This window comes from Streptomyces sp. ID05-26A (assembly GCF_033794685.1).
Taxonomy (GTDB): Bacteria; Actinomycetota; Actinomycetes; order Mycobacteriales; family Pseudonocardiaceae; genus Lentzea.
Genome location: NZ_JARAYZ010000003.1, coordinates 801,652 through 818,634, shown reverse-complemented (window position 1 = coordinate 818,634; position 16,983 = coordinate 801,652). Strand labels below are relative to the sequence as shown.

The 16,983-nt window shown below is 70.6% G+C and carries 16 protein-coding genes; 12 read left to right on the top strand and 4 right to left on the bottom strand.

What is annotated here, in order from left to right; all coding sequences use genetic code 11:
• Positions 1 to 30 precede the first annotated feature (30 nt).
• Genes PV646_RS30985 through PV646_RS30975 form a run of 3 tightly spaced genes read right to left on the bottom strand, consistent with a single transcriptional unit; the run spans position 31 to position 3,124 of the window.
• The gene (locus PV646_RS30985; RefSeq protein ID WP_500345819.1) at positions 31 to 984 is read right to left on the bottom strand and encodes a LysR family transcriptional regulator; all 954 of its coding nucleotides are present in this window, start codon (positions 982 to 984) and stop codon (positions 31 to 33) included.
• A gap of 5 nt (positions 985 to 989) precedes the next feature.
• Positions 990 to 2,504: an MFS transporter gene (locus PV646_RS30980; RefSeq protein ID WP_500345818.1), complete on the bottom strand. Its 1,515-nt coding sequence runs from the start codon at positions 2,502 to 2,504 to the stop codon at positions 990 to 992.
• A 14-nt stretch (positions 2,505 to 2,518) separates the two neighbouring features.
• On the bottom strand, positions 2,519 to 3,124 hold the full coding sequence (locus PV646_RS30975) for a flavodoxin family protein (protein ID WP_500345817.1): 606 nt from the start codon (positions 3,122 to 3,124) through the stop codon (positions 2,519 to 2,521).
• A gap of 288 nt (positions 3,125 to 3,412) precedes the next feature.
• Here PV646_RS30975 and PV646_RS30970 point away from each other — a divergent pair, with 288 nt between their 5' ends.
• The 12 genes from PV646_RS30970 to PV646_RS30915 are packed head-to-tail and all read left to right on the top strand — an operon-like array spanning position 3,413 to position 15,283.
• The gene (locus PV646_RS30970) at positions 3,413 to 4,246 is read left to right on the top strand and encodes a 2-amino-3,7-dideoxy-D-threo-hept-6-ulosonate synthase (RefSeq protein ID WP_500345816.1); all 834 of its coding nucleotides are present in this window, start codon (positions 3,413 to 3,415) and stop codon (positions 4,244 to 4,246) included.
• Positions 4,243 to 5,334 (top strand): 3-dehydroquinate synthase II family protein, encoded by a 1,092-nt coding sequence (locus tag PV646_RS30965; RefSeq protein ID WP_500345815.1) that lies wholly within the window; start codon positions 4,243 to 4,245, stop codon positions 5,332 to 5,334. The genes PV646_RS30970 and PV646_RS30965 overlap by 4 nt, the downstream gene beginning before the upstream one ends.
• Positions 5,334 to 6,722 carry a class I adenylate-forming enzyme family protein gene (locus PV646_RS30960; protein ID WP_500345814.1) on the top strand — a complete coding sequence of 463 codons (1,389 nt, stop codon included), beginning with the start codon at positions 5,334 to 5,336 and terminating at the stop codon, positions 6,720 to 6,722. Before PV646_RS30965 ends, PV646_RS30960 begins: the two co-directional genes overlap by 1 nt.
• Positions 6,723 to 6,748: 26 nt before the next feature.
• On the top strand, positions 6,749 to 7,018 hold the full coding sequence (locus PV646_RS30955; protein ID WP_500345813.1) for an acyl carrier protein: 270 nt from the start codon (positions 6,749 to 6,751) through the stop codon (positions 7,016 to 7,018).
• A complete protein-coding gene (locus PV646_RS30950) occupies positions 7,015 to 7,281 on the top strand; it encodes an acyl carrier protein (RefSeq protein ID WP_500345812.1) in 267 nt (88 codons plus the stop codon). The genes PV646_RS30955 and PV646_RS30950 overlap by 4 nt, the downstream gene beginning before the upstream one ends.
• A complete protein-coding gene (locus PV646_RS30945) occupies positions 7,274 to 8,416 on the top strand; it encodes a beta-ketoacyl-[acyl-carrier-protein] synthase family protein (protein WP_500345811.1) in 1,143 nt (380 codons plus the stop codon). The genes PV646_RS30950 and PV646_RS30945 overlap by 8 nt, the downstream gene beginning before the upstream one ends.
• The gene (locus PV646_RS30940) at positions 8,413 to 8,964 is read left to right on the top strand and encodes a beta-ketoacyl synthase N-terminal-like domain-containing protein (protein ID WP_500345810.1); all 552 of its coding nucleotides are present in this window, start codon (positions 8,413 to 8,415) and stop codon (positions 8,962 to 8,964) included. The genes PV646_RS30945 and PV646_RS30940 overlap by 4 nt, the downstream gene beginning before the upstream one ends.
• Positions 8,961 to 10,619, top strand: coding sequence for a 3-aminoavenalumate diazotase (avaA6, locus tag PV646_RS30935; protein ID WP_500345809.1), 1,659 nt, complete (start codon positions 8,961 to 8,963; stop codon positions 10,617 to 10,619). The genes PV646_RS30940 and avaA6 overlap by 4 nt, the downstream gene beginning before the upstream one ends.
• The gene (locus PV646_RS30930; RefSeq protein WP_500345808.1) at positions 10,616 to 11,143 is read left to right on the top strand and encodes a hypothetical protein; all 528 of its coding nucleotides are present in this window, start codon (positions 10,616 to 10,618) and stop codon (positions 11,141 to 11,143) included. The genes avaA6 and PV646_RS30930 overlap by 4 nt, the downstream gene beginning before the upstream one ends.
• Complete coding sequence (gene avaA7, locus PV646_RS30925) at positions 11,140 to 12,042, top strand: 3-diazoavenalumate denitrifying reductase (protein ID WP_500345807.1); 903 nt, start codon at positions 11,140 to 11,142, stop codon at positions 12,040 to 12,042. Before PV646_RS30930 ends, avaA7 begins: the two co-directional genes overlap by 4 nt.
• Positions 12,039 to 13,925 carry an FAD/NAD(P)-binding protein gene (locus PV646_RS30920; RefSeq protein WP_500345806.1) on the top strand — a complete coding sequence of 629 codons (1,887 nt, stop codon included), beginning with the start codon at positions 12,039 to 12,041 and terminating at the stop codon, positions 13,923 to 13,925. The genes avaA7 and PV646_RS30920 overlap by 4 nt, the downstream gene beginning before the upstream one ends.
• Positions 13,922 to 15,283: a class-II fumarase/aspartase family protein gene (locus PV646_RS30915; RefSeq protein ID WP_500345805.1), complete on the top strand. Its 1,362-nt coding sequence runs from the start codon at positions 13,922 to 13,924 to the stop codon at positions 15,281 to 15,283. The genes PV646_RS30920 and PV646_RS30915 overlap by 4 nt, the downstream gene beginning before the upstream one ends.
• A 47-nt stretch (positions 15,284 to 15,330) precedes the next feature.
• On the opposite strand, the gene PV646_RS30910 is transcribed toward PV646_RS30915, so the two are convergent.
• Positions 15,331 to 16,515 (bottom strand): hypothetical protein, encoded by a 1,185-nt coding sequence (locus PV646_RS30910; protein ID WP_500345804.1) that lies wholly within the window; start codon positions 16,513 to 16,515, stop codon positions 15,331 to 15,333.
• Positions 16,516 to 16,983: the final 468 nt, after the last annotated feature.

The following is a 16,983-nucleotide window of genomic DNA, read 5'->3' as shown; positions in this document are numbered from 1 at the left end:
GGCGCTGCGGCGGGCCAAGACGCCGAGGGCTCACATCGCGCGCAGGTAGCCGACCGGGTCGGTTTCCAGCACGAACAAGGGCTTGCGGGCGCTGAAACACGTCTCGGAAGCCATGGCGGCGAGGTCAGCCGCGACGCCCGCCACCGGCGAACCCGGCCGCAGGACCAGCATGGTGCGGCGCCAGAGCGGTTCGTCGGCAAGGGAACGGAACACCACGTCCGGCACGGGAGCCGAGGTGACGGGGAACAGGCCGACTGTGGTGCTGGAACCGACGATGCCCGCCGCGGTGCCGCGGTCGGCGCCGAAGTGGCGGAACCGCGGCACGAACCCGGCGCGCTCGCAGGCGGTGCGCAGGCTCTGCCGCAGACCGCCGGTCCTGTCGGTCGGCGCGATCCAGTCGTACTCGGCGAGGTGGGCCAGGCTGATCCGGTCGCGTCCGGCCTCCGGGTGATCGAAGCGCAGGCCGACCAGCAGCGGCTCGACGCCGAGGTCGCGGAAGACCAGCCGGTGCGGTTTCGGCGCCGGGGCGTCCGGGTGCTCGGTGATCACCCCGAGGTCGAGCCGTGAGGTGCGCACCAGCTCCACGACCGCCTCGGAACTCTCCTCCACGTAGGTGATCTGCTCGTGGTCCGGCAGCAGACCGCGCAGCGCCGCGCCGACGGTGGAGATCCACGGGCTGTCCACCCCTCCCAGCCGGACCGTCGCCTCCCCGCCGCCCTGCGCACGGGTGCGCGCCCCGGCGATCAGGTCGTCGAACTGACCGATCAGCAGCCGCGCGCCGACGAGGACGTGGGTGCCGAGTTCGGTCGGCTCGACCCCGTGCGGGCGGCGGAAGAACAGCGGCGCGCCGAGCTCCCGCTCGATCCGGCCGAGCTGGGCGGTGAGGCCTGACTGGGCGATCTGCAACAGGGCGGCGGCCCGGCTGACGCTGCCCGCATCGGCCACGGCCACGACGACCTGCAGATGCCGAAGTCCCAACTCCATGTGCCTCACCTGTCCGGTCGGAAACATCTGATCACGAACGCGACCCCGATCAGGGACAGCAGCGTGGCCCAGATCGAGGACGTGTACATCGCTTGCAGGAACGCGTGGTTCGCGGCGTCGACCAGCCACGGCTCACGCGCGGCGGCGGCCACGGCCCTGGCTCCCTGTGCCGACTCCGCCGCCTGGTCACGGGCGGCCTCCGGCAGCCTCGGCAGTGACGGCGAGATGTGCCGCTGGTAGTCCGCGGTCAGCACGGATCCGAGCACGGCGGTGCCGAGCGCGCCGCCGACCTGCCGCATGGCGCTGTTGATCGCGGCCCCCGCGCCGCTCACCCTCGGTGGCAGGACGGCCATCATCGCGGTGGTGATCGGCGCGCTGATCAGGCCCATGCCGAAGCCCTGCACCGACAACACGGCCACCAGCAACGGGATCGGCGTCTCCAGGTCGAACGCCAGGTAACTCGCGAACGTCGCGATGGCCAGCACCATGCCACCGACGACCGTCCAGCGGACGCTCAGGTGACTGGTGACCCGCGGCGACACCAGGTTGCCCGCCACGATCCCGGCGGCCGCGGCCACCATCACCAGTCCCGCGCCCAGCGGCGTCAGCCCACGAATGCCCTGGAGGTAGAACGCCGTGGCGAACAGCACTCCGGTGAGGCCGAAGAAGGTGAAGAGCAGAGCGATGCTGCCGCCGGCGAACTGCCGCACCGCGAACAGCTTCACGTCGAAGCTCGGGTGTTCGGCGAAGCGCTGCACCAGCACGAACCACGTCAGCAGCAGGATGCCGAGCACCAGCGGGACGAGCACACCGGTGCCCAGCCAGTCCGCGCGCTGACCACCCTCGATGACCGCGTAGACGAGGAAACCCAGCCCCAGCACCGAAAGCGCCAGACCGAACGGGTCGAGCGGGCGCCGGTCCGCGAAGCGCAGCCGGGGCACGAAGGCGACGGCACCGGCCAGGCAGGCCAGCACGATCGGCACGTTGATCAGGAACACCGAGCCCCACCAGAACCGGGCCAGCAGCGCGCCGCCCAGCACCGGGCCCAGTGCGACACCGAGGCCGCTGGCCGCCGCCCACAGCGCGATCGCCTTGAAGCGTTGTGCGTCCGACGTCGTTCGGACGATGATCGACAGGGTCGCGGGCTGAACCAGAGCGCTGCCCAGGCCCATCAGCCCGCGCGTCACGATCAGTTCCAGTGCGCTCCCGCTGAACGCGGCGAACACCGACGCCGCCGAGAACACGATCAAGCCGGCGTACAGGGTGGCGCGCGGGCCGTAGCGGTCGCCGAGCGCGCCGCCCGCGAACATCGCCGCGGCGAGGACCAGCGAGTACGAACTGCTCGCCCAGGCCAGTTCCCCCGCGTTCGCGCCGAGGCCGCGCACCGGATCGGCCAGCGTCTCCATGGCGATGTTGAGGATGGAGTTGTCCAGCCAGAGCAGCGTCTGCGCCGCGACCGCGACCGCGACGACCGCCCAGGTCCGTGTGCTTCCCTGGTTCCTCGCCTCGGCGCCGGTCACGCCGGGAACGTTTTTCACAGTGTCAACGCCCGCTTGCCCGCGACGACGATCCGCGCGTAGGTGGCCACTCTTCTCCCCAGGTATTCGGCGGTCTGGAGATCGGCCTTGTTCATCAGTTCCGGCCCTTCGTCGGTGTTGGACTGCGCGGCGGCACCGTGCGAGAAGCCCAGTCGATTCAGGTCGTACTCACTGCCTTTGGTGGAGCTCCACCCGGAACGCAGGCCCAGGTTGATCCACACCATTCCGTGCTGGGCGGCGAACGTGGTCAAATACCCGAGCGTCCCGGACTTGTCACCGGCCTTCGCACCCGAGTTCGTGAAGCCCGCGGCCAGCTTGTCCTGCCAGCGCCGGGTCAGCCACCGGCGACTGCTGGCCTCCGCGAACTGGTGGAACGCGGCCGACGCGGACCCCATGTACGTCGGGGCGCCGAAGATCACGGCGTCGGCTTCGTCCAGCTGAAACCACTGTTCAGGAGTAATCTCGGCCACCTCGATGGCCACGACGTCGACGCCGCCCACGTCCTGGGCTCCCTGCCGCACCGCCGCGGCGAGCTTGCCCGTGTGACCGCGCCCGCCGTGGCACGCCACCACCACGCGCGCCGGATCCGTCTGCCCGTTCAAGGACACCTCCAGCTCTTCATCGATACGTGCGGCACCACAGAATCTGTCAGAAGAAAATGAGAAACTTCTTAGAGAATCGACAGGAACAGGAACCGTCCAAATGGACGGAACGACACGCCCACACGGCCCACGACGAAAGAATTTCGTTTCGCCTGAACCGGTATAACCCCCGAGTCATGGGCAAGAGTTATTTGTTGGGAACCAGCTGCCGTGACTAGCCTTCCGATCTAGAGTTTTTCATTCGACTTCTTCGCTGAACCAGCTTTCGAAAAGGAGGGTTCAGACGGCATGACGAATACAGGAAAGCTATTCCGGATGCGCCGGTTGTCCTCGGCGAACGACGGACGACACCTGTTCGTCCCGCTGGACCACAGCGTGTCCGACGGCCCGGTCGTGCCCCACGACCGGTGGCACGAGCTGCTCGGGGACCTGGTGGCGGGCGGAGCGGACGCCCTCATCGTCCACAAAGGACGCGCGCGGCTGGTGCCACCGGCCGTCCTGGCTTCCTGCGCTCTGGTGGTGCACCTCAGCGCGGGCACCGCCCACGCCGCCGACACCAACGCCAAGGTGCTCGTCGGCATGGCCGAGGACGCGCTGCGTCTGGGCGCCGACGCGGTCAGCGTGCACGTGAACATCGGTTCCGACACCGAGGAACAGCAACTCCGCGACCTCGGCGCGGTCGCGACGGCGTGCGACGCCTGGGGACTGCCGTTGATCGCGATGATCTACCCGCGAGGACCGCGGATCATCGACCCGCACGATCCCGCGCTGCTCGCCCACGTCGTCAACATCGCCGCCGACCTCGGCGCGGACCTGGTGAAGACCTCCGTCACCCTGCCGGTGCGGCGGATGGCGGAGGTCGTGGCGAACTCGCCGATCCCGGTGCTCGCCGCGGGCGGACCGGTCGACGGCTCCGACCTCATCTCCTACGCCACCGAACTGATGGCGGCGGGCTGCGCGGGCCTCGCCGTGGGCCGCAAGGTCTTCACCTCTGCCAATCCGGCGTCGCTGGTGGCCAGGCTGGCCGCCGTGGTGCACGGGCCGCACACCGGGGTGCCGGATTCCGCGGCACACCAGGCCGATCTCTCCCTCATCCCGACGATGACGACAGGTGCCCGATGACGCTCGCTTGGATCGACCTCCGGACCGTGGCCCCGCAGCACGTCGAAGGCGTCGTGGACGCCGCCATCCACTCCCGGTTGCACGGCATCGTTTCCGACGACCCCTCCGTGCTGGCGACTCTGCCCCCGACCATCGCCAGTGTGTTGGTGGGCAAGGACGAAGGCTTCACCGGCGTCACCACGACCGTCGTGGCGGACCAGGCCGAACTCGACGCGCTCGTGCTGGCGGCAGGCGACAGCGAGACCGTCGCGGCGTGGGTGGACGTGCACGACGACCGCACGCTCCAACTCGCGTGCGCCGCCGCCGTCGCTCTGCCCTACAGCGTGGTGCGGTTCGCCGACCCGACCAAGATCCCGTTGGAGATCGTGCTGGCCTCGGCCGACCGCGCGCCCGGAAAGCTGTTCACGGTCTGCGCCGACCTCGAGGAGGCGTCGATCGTGGTCGACGTGCTGGAGCGCGGATCGGAGGGTGTGCTGCTGGTGCCGAAGGACGCGACCGAGGTCTTCGCGCTGAGCCGGATGCTGGAGACGACCAGTCCGAAGCTGGAACTGACGACGCTCGTCGTCGACCGCATCGAGCACCACGGGCTCGGGGACCGGGTGTGCGTCGACACCTGCACGCACTTCGAGGAGGACGAAGGCATCCTGGTCGGCTCGTTCTCGACCGGTTTCCTGTTGAGCTGCAGCGAAACCCATCCGCTGCCCTACATGCCGACCCGGCCGTTCCGGGTCAACGCGGGCGCGCTGCACTCCTACGTGCTCGGCCCGGACAACCGGACCAACTACCTCAGCGAACTGCACTCCGGCAGCACGGTCCTCGCGGTCAACTCCGAGGGCCGCACCCGCAGGGTCGTGGTCGGCAGGTCCAAGCTGGAGTCCCGCCCGCTGCTCAGCATCACCGCGCACTCCGTCGACGGCGTCGAGATCAGCCTGACCGTGCAGGACGACTGGCACGTCCGGCTGCTCGGTCCCGGCGGCAAGGTCCGCAACGTCACCGAGCTCCAGCAGGGCGACGAACTGCTCGGCTACCTGGCGACCGACCAGCGGCACGTGGGCATCCCGATCGGCGAATTCTGCAAGGAGAGCTGATGGGCGGCGGAATGCGGGCACTGCTCGACGAACTGTTCGAGGCGCATCCGGGCGAACTGCCCTACCTCGTGCACAACAGGCACGTCGTCAGCCGCGCCGAGGTTCGCGCGGGCACCGCCGAGGAAGCCGGGGTGTTCAGCGGGTTCGGCATCGGGGACGGCTCGACGGTCCTGGTGCAGATCCCGTCCAGCCGCACCCAGGTCGAGGTGGTGTTCGCGCTGTGGTCGCTGGGGGCCCAGGTGTTGCTGGTGGACCACCGGCTCGCACCGGCCGAGGTCGACGCGCTGCGGTCGTTGTGCCGCCCGGAGTTCAGCGTCCGGGCCACGGCGGGCGGGCGGTTCGCGATGGCGTTCCAGGCCGCGTACGAGGTGGTGACCGAACACCACCGCGAAGGTGAGCGGGCGGCGACCGAGCACCGCCTGGTCCAGTTCAGCTCGGGCTCGACCGGACAGCCGAAGGTGATCGGCAGGACACCGGCGTCACTGGCGGCGGAGGTCGAGCGGTTCGCCAGGATCGACGGGATGCCCAGGACGGGCGAACGGGTGTTGCTGCTCAGCTCGACCGCGCACAGCTTCGGGTTGATCGCCGGGCTGCTGCACTCGCTCGTGGCCGGCGCGGCCGCGGTGTTCACACCACGGCTGTCCGCGAAGGACGTGCTCGCGACGGCTGCGCACCACGACGTGCACCTCATCTTCGGCACACCGTTCCACTACGAGCTGCTGACCACGGCGACGTCCGTGCCCGTGCTGCCCTCCCTGCGGGCGGCGGTGTCCGGTGGCGAGCTGATGAGCGCCGGGGTCGCCGAGGCGTTCCGGGAGCGGTTCGGCGTCCACCTCGGCGAGTCCTACGGCACCACCGAGACCGGCGTGATCGCGATGGACGTCAGCGGAACGTCCCGGCCCGCGGTCGGCCGGGCCGCACCGGGCATCGTGCTGCGGGTCGAGCAGGGCGAGCTGGAGGTGGAACTGCCCGACGGCACCCCGTACCTGCGGGGTTCCGACGTGGACAGGTACCGCGCCGGCTGGTTGCGGACCTGCGACCGGGCCGAGCAGGACGAGCACGGGGCCGTGCGGCTCCTGGGCCGCAGCGACTCGCTGGTGGTGATCGGCGGGTTGAAGGTCGACCTCGGCGAGGTCGAGTCCGTGCTGCGCCAGCACCCCAGGATCAGCGACGTGGTGGTGATCCACGCCGGGTCGATCGAGGCCTACGTGGCGGCCGACGAGGACGGGCCCGCCGCCGGGGAGCTGGCCGGCTGGTGCCGCGACCGGCTGGCCGCCTACAAGGTGCCGAGGCTGATCCGCGTGCTGCCCGCGCTACCCCGCACCCCCAACGGAAAGTTGATCCGGCGCACGCAGGCCCTGCGCGGAGCCGTTCCAGAGCCGTCCTGATTTCCCGACACAGAAGGGGTTGGCCCATGCAGACACTGGAGAAGGCGATCCACGACTTCATCCTCAGCACGGTCGTGGAGGAGATGAACCACCCGATCGAGCCCGGCCAGGTGAACGGCGAGAGCCCGCTGGGCAGCGGCGGGATCGACCTGGACTCGCTGAGCCTGATCGAGCTGACCATGCGCCTCGAACGACGGTTCAACGTGCAGTTCCCGGAGACCGACATCGAGCCGCTCAGCTCGATGACGCTGGCCGAGCTGACCGCCGTCACAGTGGAGCGGGGCGCCACGGCATGACCACGCGCGTGGAGATCACGACCGCGGTCGTGCGCGAGCTGCTCTCCGACCCCAAGATCTTCCCGGAGCTGCCGGCCGACCTCGACGAGGAAGCGGAGCTGGCGCTGGACTCGTTGGGGCTGGTGTGGTTCCTGCACCAGCTCGGCACCAGGTACGACCTGGTGGTCGAGCCGGAGGACGAGCACCTCACCGAGTTCAGCTCCTTGCGCGGCATCACCGACTACCTCAACCGCGTGCAGGCGGGTGAACCCGGCGATGGGTGAGGTGGTGGTCACCGGGTTCGGCGTGCGGACGGCGTTCGGTCAGGGTGCCGGCGCCCTCCGCCGCGGAGTGTTCGGAGGCGCGCCGTCGTTCGCGCCCACCAGGCGGTTCGACACCGGTCCGTACCGGACGCCGTTCGCCGCCACGGACGGGAGCGACAAGCCCGACCTGATGCGGGACGTGCTCGGCGACTGCACGGACGAGGCCGTGGAGATGGCCGGCTTCACCGCCCGCGACGACACGGCCGTCCTGATCGGGACGTCGGGCGACTTCGCGGAGCTGACCCGGTTCTGGCGCGGCGAGGCCGGCGTCGAGGCGGCCGACACGGTCCCCGCGTGGCAAGCCCATCTGCTCGCCGCACGGATCGGCGCGAGCGGGCGGCGGCTGGCGTTCACCAACGCGTGCGTCGCCTCGGCGGCGGCGATCATCCACGCCTGCGGGCTGATCGCGTCCGGCAGGGTGGAGTCGGCCGTCTGCGCGGGGGCGTACCTCGTCGAGGAAGAGGTCTTCGCCAAGTTCGACTCAGGGCGGGCGATGTCGCGTGACGGCTTCGTCCGGCCGTTCAGCGCGGACCGCGGCGGCATGCTTCTGGGCGACGGCGTCGCGACCGTGGTGCTGGAGTCGGCGGAGGCGGTGCGACGCCGGGGTGGCCGGCCGCTCGCCGCGGTCGTGGGCTGGGGCGCCGCCTCGGACGCGCACCACGTCTCCCGGCCGCATCCGGAAGGTGCCGGACTGGCCGCGTCGGCACGGCGGGCGCTGCGGCGGGCGGACGACCCGGACGGGCTGCGGATCGGCTACGTGAACGCGCACGGCACGGCCACCAGGTTCAACGATCCCGCCGAGACCCGGGGTCTGCGCCAGGTGTTCGGCACGCGCGCCGACCAGGTCCCGGTCAGCTCCACGAAGGGTGCGACCGGGCACATGCTGGAGGCCGCGGGGGTCGTGGAGTTCGTGATCACCCTGCTGGCGCTCACCGACGGCGTGCTGCCACCGACCGCGAACTTCACCAGGGCCGACCCGGAGTGCGACCTCGACTACGTGCCCAACCAGGCCCGCGACGCCGAACTGCACCGGGCGCTGAGCGTCAACGCGGCGTTCGGCGGGGTCAACACCGCACTCGTGCTGGAGCGACGATGATCACTGCCAACCGGGCGGACCCGGTACCGGGGTTCGTGGAGTCCGCGTTCAACCCGCTGGTCCACGACGTCACTCAGCGCTGTCTGGCCGAACGTCCCGGCGACGGTGCGCGGACCGCGCTGCTGCTGGGCAGCGTGGTCGGCGACTCCGGCACGACGGACCTGGCGAGCAGGTTGATGATCGGCGGGCAGGTGAGCAACCCGCTGCTGTTCATGCAGGCCACCGCGAACGCGATCCTCGGCTACCTGAGCAAGGAGTTCGGGATCACCGGGCCGCTGGTCGCGATGTCCGCGCTCACCGACCTCGGCTCGGCGCTCCTCGACACGGCGGACGTCCTGCTGGACGACGAGGAACTGGACCGGGTGCTGGTCGTCGGCGTCGAACTGGCCGGGAGCGACCGCACCACCGCGGTCTGCCGGGAACTGGGGCTGGAGCAGCCCCACGAGGACTTCGCGGTCGCCGTGCTGATCGACCGCGACAGCGCTCCGTGCGAGCCAGGTGGGCTGGACCTCCGAGGGCTGGCCGAGACGAAGGGGACGACACCGTGATCAGCAAAGCGGAACGCGCACAGGTCCTGGCGGACACGACGCTCGGCGCGGGCAACGTGATCCACCGGTTGAAGGCCTACGGGAGGTCCATGGACGAGGAGGTCCTGTGGACCGACGGCACGTGGCGGGCGCCCGACGGCAGCCACCCCGCGGTGCTGACGCTCGGTGACCTGCACGCCGCCGTCGAGGTCTACGCGTCGTGGTTTCACGCCCAGGGCGTGCGGCCACGTGACATCGTGGCCGTCCAGACCCGCTCCAGCACCGAGTTCGCGGTCAACTACCTGGCGCTGACGTCGCTGGGCGCGATCCCGTCGCTGGTCAACGGGAACCTGCGGCCCGAGATCGCCCGCGAGTACGTCCGCCGTCAGCGAGTGGTCGGCGCGGTGGCCGACGACGAGCACGCCGGGACACTGGCCGACGGCGACCTGGACCTCGGGTTCCTCGTCACCGCGGCGGACATCACCGCGGCGGGGCCGCTGCCGGCCGGCTACCCGTACCGGCACCACCGCACCGACCCGATCATCATCTCGCACTCGTCCGGCACGACGGGGATGCCGAAAGGCGTGCCGCACACCCACGAAACCCTGCTGTACGCCCAGTTGTACCGGCTGAAGCTGTCGGTCGGCGACGCGATGGGCAGGCTGCTCGTGGCGATGCCGGGCTCGCACAACGCGGCGGTGTCGGTGCTGCTGTTCGGCCTCCTGCTGCGCGCGCCGGTGGCGCTGCAGTCCAGTCAGCGCGGCGTCGACGTGCTGGACGCGATCGAGGAGTTCCGGCCCACGACCGTCTTCGCGTTCGCCGGGACGTATGGCGAGATCGTCGCCGAGGACCTGGCCGCGCGCGACCTGGAGAGCGTGGAGGCCTGGTACAACACCGGGGACGCGATCCACGAGTCGTACGTGCGCGAACTGGTCACTCAGGGCAGCCACATGACCGTGAACGAGGACTTCCAACGCGTCCGGATGCCGGGCTCGGTGTTCACCGACGGCCTCGGCTCGTCGGAAGCCGGCTACTCGATGTTCCACATCGGCCACAGGAAGGGAAGTTCCACCTACGGCCGTTGCATCGGCAAGCCGATCAGCTTCGCCGACGCCGCCGTGCTGTCCGAGGACGGGCAGCCGCTGCCGGCCGGGGTCGTCGGCAGGCTCGGCGTGCACTCCCCCACGCTGACACCGGGCTACTGGAACGACTCGCTGACGTTCTACCGACTGCGGCTCGGCGGCTACTGGCTGACCGGCGACCTGGCCATGCGGGACGAGGAGGGCAACTTCTACCACCTCGATCGTGTGCCGGACGCGATCCGAACGCGTGACGGCATCGTCTTCAGCACTCGCACGGAGGAGCTGCTGCTGGCCGAACTCCCCGAACTGGCCGACTGCACGGTGGTCGGCGTGGCGCCGGAGGGGGTACGGGCGGACTGGGAGGGCGACGGCGTGGCGGACGCGTACGCGCTCCTTCAGGTCGCGGATGGCGGCCCGGACGATGCCAAGTGGACGGAGCTGGCCAACGAGGCGTTGCGTGCCAAGGGTTTCCCACCGGTCACGCGGGCGCTGCGGATGGACGCGGCCGACGTGATCAAGGGTGCGACCGGCAAGGTGCTCAAGCGGCTCATGCGCGAACGCTTCCGGGAACAGCTCACCGGAGGACGCGGATGACCACGATCAACGAGGCCGACACCACGACTCGCGCGGATCTGATGGATGTCTACCGCTCGTGGTGGCTGCACGACGCCCGCTGGTACCAGGGGGTGGCGAAGCGGTTCGGGCCCGCCGTCGCGAACGAGATCAACGCGGAGGCGCTGCGGTTCGTGGCGACCGGCATCGGCCGGAAGGTCGCGCGCCAGTTCGGCGGGAAACCCGCGCGGGACATGGAGGAACTGCGGCAGCGCTACGAGATGTGCGCGGACAGGACGTTCCCGCGCGAGCTGCGGGACCTCCAGGCGATGGTGCTCGACGAGGGCGCGATCGAGGTCGTCATGCGGCAGAACTTCGCGGTCACCATGGTCCGGATGGCGGGCTCGCTGGAGGGGTACGAGTGCCCGTGCACCGAGGTGCACGCCGGGTGGTCGGACGGACTGGGCGTGGTGCTCGCGGAGAGTTGCTCGACCGCGTGCCTGCGGTTCGGCGACCCGGCGTGCCGGCTGCTGATCCGCGTCGCGCCGGAAGGAGCCCCGTCATGAGGATCCTCGTCGCAGGGGCCACCGGAGTCATCGGGTCCGCGCTGCTCCCGCTGCTGCGGGCCAGGGGCCATCACGTGACCGCGCTCGTGCGCGCCGAGTCGACTGCCGTGGACGCCGACGCCGTCGTCGCGGACGCGCTGGACCCGGTGGCCGTGCGCGACGCGTTGCGCGTTGCCCGGCCGGAAGTCGTGGTGCACCAGCTGACCTCGCTGCGCCGGATGAGCGCGGAAGCGTGGGAGACCACGGCACGGCTGCGCACCGAGGGCACCGCGAACCTGATCATGTCGGCCAGGGAGGTCGGTGCCCCCAAGCTGGTGGTGCAGAGCATCTCCTTCGCCACCGCCCCGCTCGGCGACCCCGTCCTGCCGGAGGACGCGCCGCTGTACCTGACCGCGCCGGACCCGTCGTGGTCGAGGACCGTGCAGGCCGTGGCCGAGCTGGAACGGCTGGTGCTGGGCACACCGGACATCGCGGGCACGGTCCTGCGCTACGGCACGCTGTTCGGCGCGCGGACCCAGTACGACCCCGCGGGCCCGTTCGGCGCCAGGGTCGGCAGGGGCAAGATGCCGATCCCGGAGGCCGCCGCGGGCGTGACGTCGTTCCTGCACGTCCAGGACGCCGCGCTGGCCGCCCTGTCCGCTGTGGACAGTGACGCCACCGGCGTGTTCAACATCGCCGACGACGAACCGGCGGAGGGTGCGACGTGGCTGCCCGAGTACGCCCGTCTGCTGGGTGCTCCGGCACCACGCACGCTCCCGTCCAGCATGGCCGAGAAGGTGTTGGGGTGGTTCACGAACTACCAGCTCACCGCCATGCGCGGCGCGTGCACGGACCGGGCGCGTGCGGAGCTGGGCTGGAAGCCGACGGTGTCCTGGCGCCACGGCCTGGCCTCGGGATGAGTGCTCTGCGGATCTGCCTGGTCGGAGCCGGGCCGCGGGGAACCTCTGTGCTGGAACGGATCTGTGCCAACGCCGGTGGCCGCGCGGTCGAGGTGCACGTCGTGGATCCTTTCCCGCCAGGTCCGGGCGGGGTCTGGCGCACTCGCCAGTCCGGCCACCTGCTGATGAACACGGTCTCCTCGCAGATCAGCCTGTTCACCGACGACAGCGTGCCGTGCGAAGGGCCCGTGCTGCCGGGGCCCAGCCTGTACGAGTGGGCGCGGATGGCCGCGGCCGGCGAGGCCGACTGGCCTGGATCATCCGGGCTTGATCCGGACCTGGCCCGCTCACTGGGGCCGGACGACTACCCGACCAGGGCGTTCTACGGCCACTACCTCGCCTGGGTGTTCCACCGGCTGGTCACCACGGCACCGGAGTCGATCAGTGTCGTCGTGCACACCGGCACAGCGGTCGCCGTGGACGACGACGCCGGCGGGCAGCAGACCGTGACGCTGCTCGACGGTCGCTCCCTGACCGGTCTGGACGCGGTCGTGCTGGCCCTCGGCCACGGTCCGCTCGCGCGCGACCGCGAGCAGGACGAGAACCGCCGGTTCGCGTTGCGGCACAGGCTGAGCCACGTCGAGCCCGGCAACCCCGCCGACGTCGACCTGAGCGGGATCGGGCCGGGCACACCTGTCGCGGTGCGTGGCGTCGGCCTCAACTTCTTCGACTACATGGCGCTGCTCACCGTCGGCCGTGGCGGCACGTTCGACCAGGTCGAGGGAGGCCTCCGCTACCTCCCGTCCGGCCGGGAACCGGTGCTGCACGTGGGTTCCCGGCGCGGCATGCCGTACCACGCGCGCGGCGAGAACCAGAAGGGCGCGCACGGCAGGCACCACCCGTACTTCCTCACCGAGATGGTCATCGCGAGCCTGCGCAAGCGCGCCGAGTCCGGCGAGCCGGTGGCCTTCCGCGACGCGGTGTGGCCGCTGGTGGATCGAGAGGTCCGGGCCGTCTACTACGGTCTGGTCGTCAGGTCCCGGCGCGGCGACGCGGCGTCGAGAGCGTTCCTCCAGTCGTTCGTGCAGGGCATCCCGGACGACGACGACCGTGTGCTGAACCGGTACGGGGTCACCGAGCGGTGGGACTGGGACAGCATCGAGCGACCGCAGGGCGATCGGGCGTTCGCGGACCACGCCGAGTTCCGCGGGTGGCTGCTCGACCACCTGCGCCGCGACGTGCGGGAGGCGAGGCTCGGCAACCTGTCCAGCCCGCTCAAGTCCGCTCTGGACGTGCTGCGGGATCTGCGCAACGAGATCCGTCTCGTGGTGGACCACAGCGGGATCAGCGGCGACTCCTACCGGCACGAACTGGAGGGCTGGTACAACCCGCTCAACGCGTTCACCTCGATCGGCCCGCCGGTGCGGCGGATCGAGGAGATGATCGCGCTGGTCGAGGCGGGTGTGCTGCACGTGGTCGGGCCGCGGATCCGGATCCGCCGCTGCACCAAGGAGGCCGTGTTCCTGGTCGACTCGCGGTCGGTCCCGGGCCCGCCCGTCCGCTGCCGCGGCCTCATCGAGGCCCGGCTGCCGGAGATCGATCTGCGGCGCAGCGCCAACCCGCTGCTGCGCTACCTGCTCACCACCGGCCAGTCCCGGCCGTACCACGTCGGCGGTTACGAGAGCGGCGGCCTGGCCGTGACCGAACGCCCGTACCGGCTGCTCGACCGCGCGGGTCTGGCGCACCCGGCCAGGTTCGCGTTCGGTGTGCCCACCGAGGGCGTGCACTGGGTGACGGCGGCGGGTATCCGTCCGGGCGTCGGCTCGGTGACGTTGGAGGACTCCGACGCCATCGCCAGGGCAGTGCTGACCGTCCACACCAGACACAGGAGCGTGAACGCTTGAGCCGCACCGATTCCGGGCTTCTCGCCCCCACGTGGGCAGGCACACCGGTCGAGGCCGTCACGTGCGACGAGGCGTGGCTGAGCGCGATGCTCGAGGTGGAGGCGGCACTGGCCCGCAGCCAAGCCCGGCTGGGCCTGATGCCCGCCGCGCACGCCGAGGTGATCACCAAGGCGGCCGAGGCGGGCGGTCTCGACGTCGTCGCGCTGGCACGGGCCGCACGCGCGTCGGCCAACCCCGTGGTGGCGCTGGTCCCGGCGTTCACCGCGCTGGTGGCCGCCGTGGACCCGGAGGCCGCCGAATATGTGCATCGCGGCTCCACCAGCCAGGACGTGCTCGACTCCGCCGCCATGCTGATCGCCCGCCGAGTGCTGGCCCAGATCGACGGCGACCTGAGCCGGGTGGCCGAGGCACTCGCCGCGATGGCCGAGGAGCACCGCGACACGCTCATGGCAGGACGCACGCTGGCCCAGCACGCCGTCCCCACCACGTTCGGCCTGAAAGCGGCGGGCTGGCTGCAACTGGCGCTGGACTCACTGGCCAAGGTCCGATCCGTGGCGTGCGCGGGCCTGCCGGCGTCGCTGGGAGGCGCGGCGGGAACCCTGGCCGCCTATCGCGAGTTCGGCAGGCAGACGTTCGACGGTGTGGAGTTGCTCGCCCCTTTCGCCGAGGAACTGGGCCTGGCCGAACCGGTCCTGCCGTGGCACACCGTGCGCACCCCGATCGCGGACCTGGCCGCGCTGCTCAGCTTCGTCACCGGGGCGCTCGGCAAGATCGCGGTGGACGTGCTGACCCTCTCCCGCACCGAGATCGGCGAGGTCGCCGAACCCGCTGCCACCGGCAGGGGCGCGTCGTCCGCCATGCCGCAGAAGCGGAATCCGGTACTGGCCACGCTGATCGTGTCCGCCGCTCGGCAGGTCCCCGCCCTCGCACTGGTGCTGGTGCAGTCGATGATCGCCGAGGACGAACGGCCGGCCGGCGCCTGGCACAGCGAGTGGCAGGCACTGCGCGAGGCGCTGCGGCTGGCGGGCGGTGCGGCGTTCACCGCGGCGGAACTGGTCGAGGGCCTGGAGGTGCACGCGGACCGGATGCGGGCCAACGTTCACCTGACCCACGGCGCCATCGTCGCCGAACGGCTGGCGGTGGCGCTGACACCCGAACTGGGCAAGGCGCGGGCCAAGGCGTTGATCGCCCAGGCTTCCACCACGGAGGGATCGACGTTCGGCGACGTCCTGCGCACACTCCCGGAGTTGGCCGGCCTCGACCTGGACGACCTCCTCGACCCGGCTCGCTACACCGGCGCCGCGGGCCCGTTGGTGGACCGGGTGCTGCTCAGGTACCGCAGCTACATGGGCTTGTGAACGATGGCCCGATGTTCCTCTGGAGCGCCGTTCGGAACGGACGGAGATCACTCCCGAACGGGGTCGGGGTCAGGAACGGTTCCGGTGATCGATGAAACCGCCCGCGCGGTCGTTCCGGTCACGCCACAGTTGGGGCGGTACACCATTCGATTGGAACAACGCGCGAGGTTCCAGTTCGTCGCGAGGAACGACCCGGCCGGCGGGTTGGGGTGGAAGTAGTCGTTGACGTTGCAGTCCCAGTAGTAGTCCAGGTTCCCGTTCGGGGACGGGCACACGTTCGAGCGGTAGTTGCCCGAACGGGGACCGCCGTCCTTGTAGCACATGACGTCGGCGTCGTCGTTGCAGTGACCGGCGCCCGAGCCGTTGGGGGTGTTCGGGAGCACGGCGCCCATCGAGTGCCCCTGCTCGTGCAACATGTAGGTGAAGGGGCACCGGCCGTAGACCACCGCGATGCCGGGCGCGTTGTTCACGGCGTTCTCCACACCGGGCCGGGTGTCGCCGCTGCCGTAGGCGACGCCGCCTCCGCAACCACCGTCACCCCAGTACACGACGTTGTCCTGACCGGTGATCCGCTGACCCTGACGCGCGATCTCACTGTCGATCGCACCGATGTCGCTGTTGTTGTGGCTGCTGCGCAGGACGCGGACGGCGGGCTGGCCCGAAGCGTCGCACGCGACGCGCAGCGACAGGTCACCGCCGTACTCCGCGGCGCGGTTCGACACCATCGCGTTGGACTGGGTGAAGTGCTGCCTGATCAGCGGGACCATCGTCGCCGACGCGTCGGGCGCACCGGCGGGGATCATGTAGACCAGCTGGATCCGGTACGAGTCCGAAGCGCAGTGATGAGAACGCGCGGCCAGGGGCGTGATCGCCGACGAGCCCACCGCGTCCCGAACGCCCTTGTCCTTGGCCAGCGGGGCATCGATGTGGGTCACCATGTCGCCGTGCGCCGTGCGCACCTTGAACTGGCCGTTGCCCATCGCGCACACACGGTCGCCCAGGCCGGGCTCGGGCGCGAACTCATCGGCACGGCGACAACGTTCCGCAGCCGACGGCCCATGCGAGTGCAGAGCCGTGCCCTCGGCGTGAGCGTGGTCATCGTGGGTGTGACCGAGGTCGGCGGCAGCGGCGATGGGAACCGGGGTGCCGGCGGCGGCCGCACCGGGCAAGGCCATGACGGACGCGGTGATCGCGCAGGACGCGATCACCGAGAGGAACTTCTTCGTCGGCACTGAGACCTCCAACGGTCGGGCAGGGTTGCGTCTGGGCCGAGCCGGATGGCGACGACCGGTCAGTGCGGCGGCCGGACAGTGGGGCAGGCGAAGGACGGCGTGGTCACATCGCGGCGGAGCGGTCCCGGGCATCCAGGACCTTCTCCGGTGTCCCGGCAGTGGACGAGGCGGCCGGGGACTGGTTGCCGCTGGCGGGGAGGGCGGCAGGCGGGTCGGGCAAGGGGTCGATGGTGGAACCGCGGGGATGAGGCGCCGGCTGACCGCAGAGAAGTCCGCCTGGTGCCTGGTAGTGCTCGGTGCTCAGAGTTCGCTATCAGTACCGAAAGCTGCCGTACGGGCCGTTCTCCACCTGTGCCGCGCGTCTACGTCAGCAGACCGGCACCGCAGGCATGACCAGTCCTGCGAAACGCGTTGTCGGTTCCTCACATCCTCACGCGAGAGCTGATCGGTCTGTCGGGAGGCGGCGGA

Excerpts from the sequence above, each read along its gene's own strand:
- PV646_RS30930 (WP_500345808.1), top strand. The coding sequence starts at position 10,616 with ATGACCACGATCAACGAGGCCGACACCACGACTCGCGCGGATCTGATG.
- PV646_RS30970 (WP_500345816.1), top strand. The coding sequence starts at position 3,413 with ATGACGAATACAGGAAAGCTATTCCGGATGCGCCGGTTGTCCTCGGCG.
- PV646_RS30945 (WP_500345811.1), top strand. The coding sequence starts at position 7,274 with ATGGGTGAGGTGGTGGTCACCGGGTTCGGCGTGCGGACGGCGTTCGGT.
- PV646_RS30955 (WP_500345813.1), top strand. The coding sequence starts at position 6,749 with ATGCAGACACTGGAGAAGGCGATCCACGACTTCATCCTCAGCACGGTC.
- avaA7 (WP_500345807.1), top strand. The coding sequence starts at position 11,140 with ATGAGGATCCTCGTCGCAGGGGCCACCGGAGTCATCGGGTCCGCGCTG.
- PV646_RS30960 (WP_500345814.1), top strand. The coding sequence starts at position 5,334 with ATGGGCGGCGGAATGCGGGCACTGCTCGACGAACTGTTCGAGGCGCAT.
- PV646_RS30985 (WP_500345819.1), bottom strand. The coding sequence starts at position 984 with ATGGAGTTGGGACTTCGGCATCTGCAGGTCGTCGTGGCCGTGGCCGAT.
- PV646_RS30920 (WP_500345806.1), top strand. The coding sequence starts at position 12,039 with ATGAGTGCTCTGCGGATCTGCCTGGTCGGAGCCGGGCCGCGGGGAACC.
- PV646_RS30950 (WP_500345812.1), top strand. The coding sequence starts at position 7,015 with ATGACCACGCGCGTGGAGATCACGACCGCGGTCGTGCGCGAGCTGCTC.
- PV646_RS30940 (WP_500345810.1), top strand. The coding sequence starts at position 8,413 with ATGATCACTGCCAACCGGGCGGACCCGGTACCGGGGTTCGTGGAGTCC.
- PV646_RS30965 (WP_500345815.1), top strand. The coding sequence starts at position 4,243 with ATGACGCTCGCTTGGATCGACCTCCGGACCGTGGCCCCGCAGCACGTC.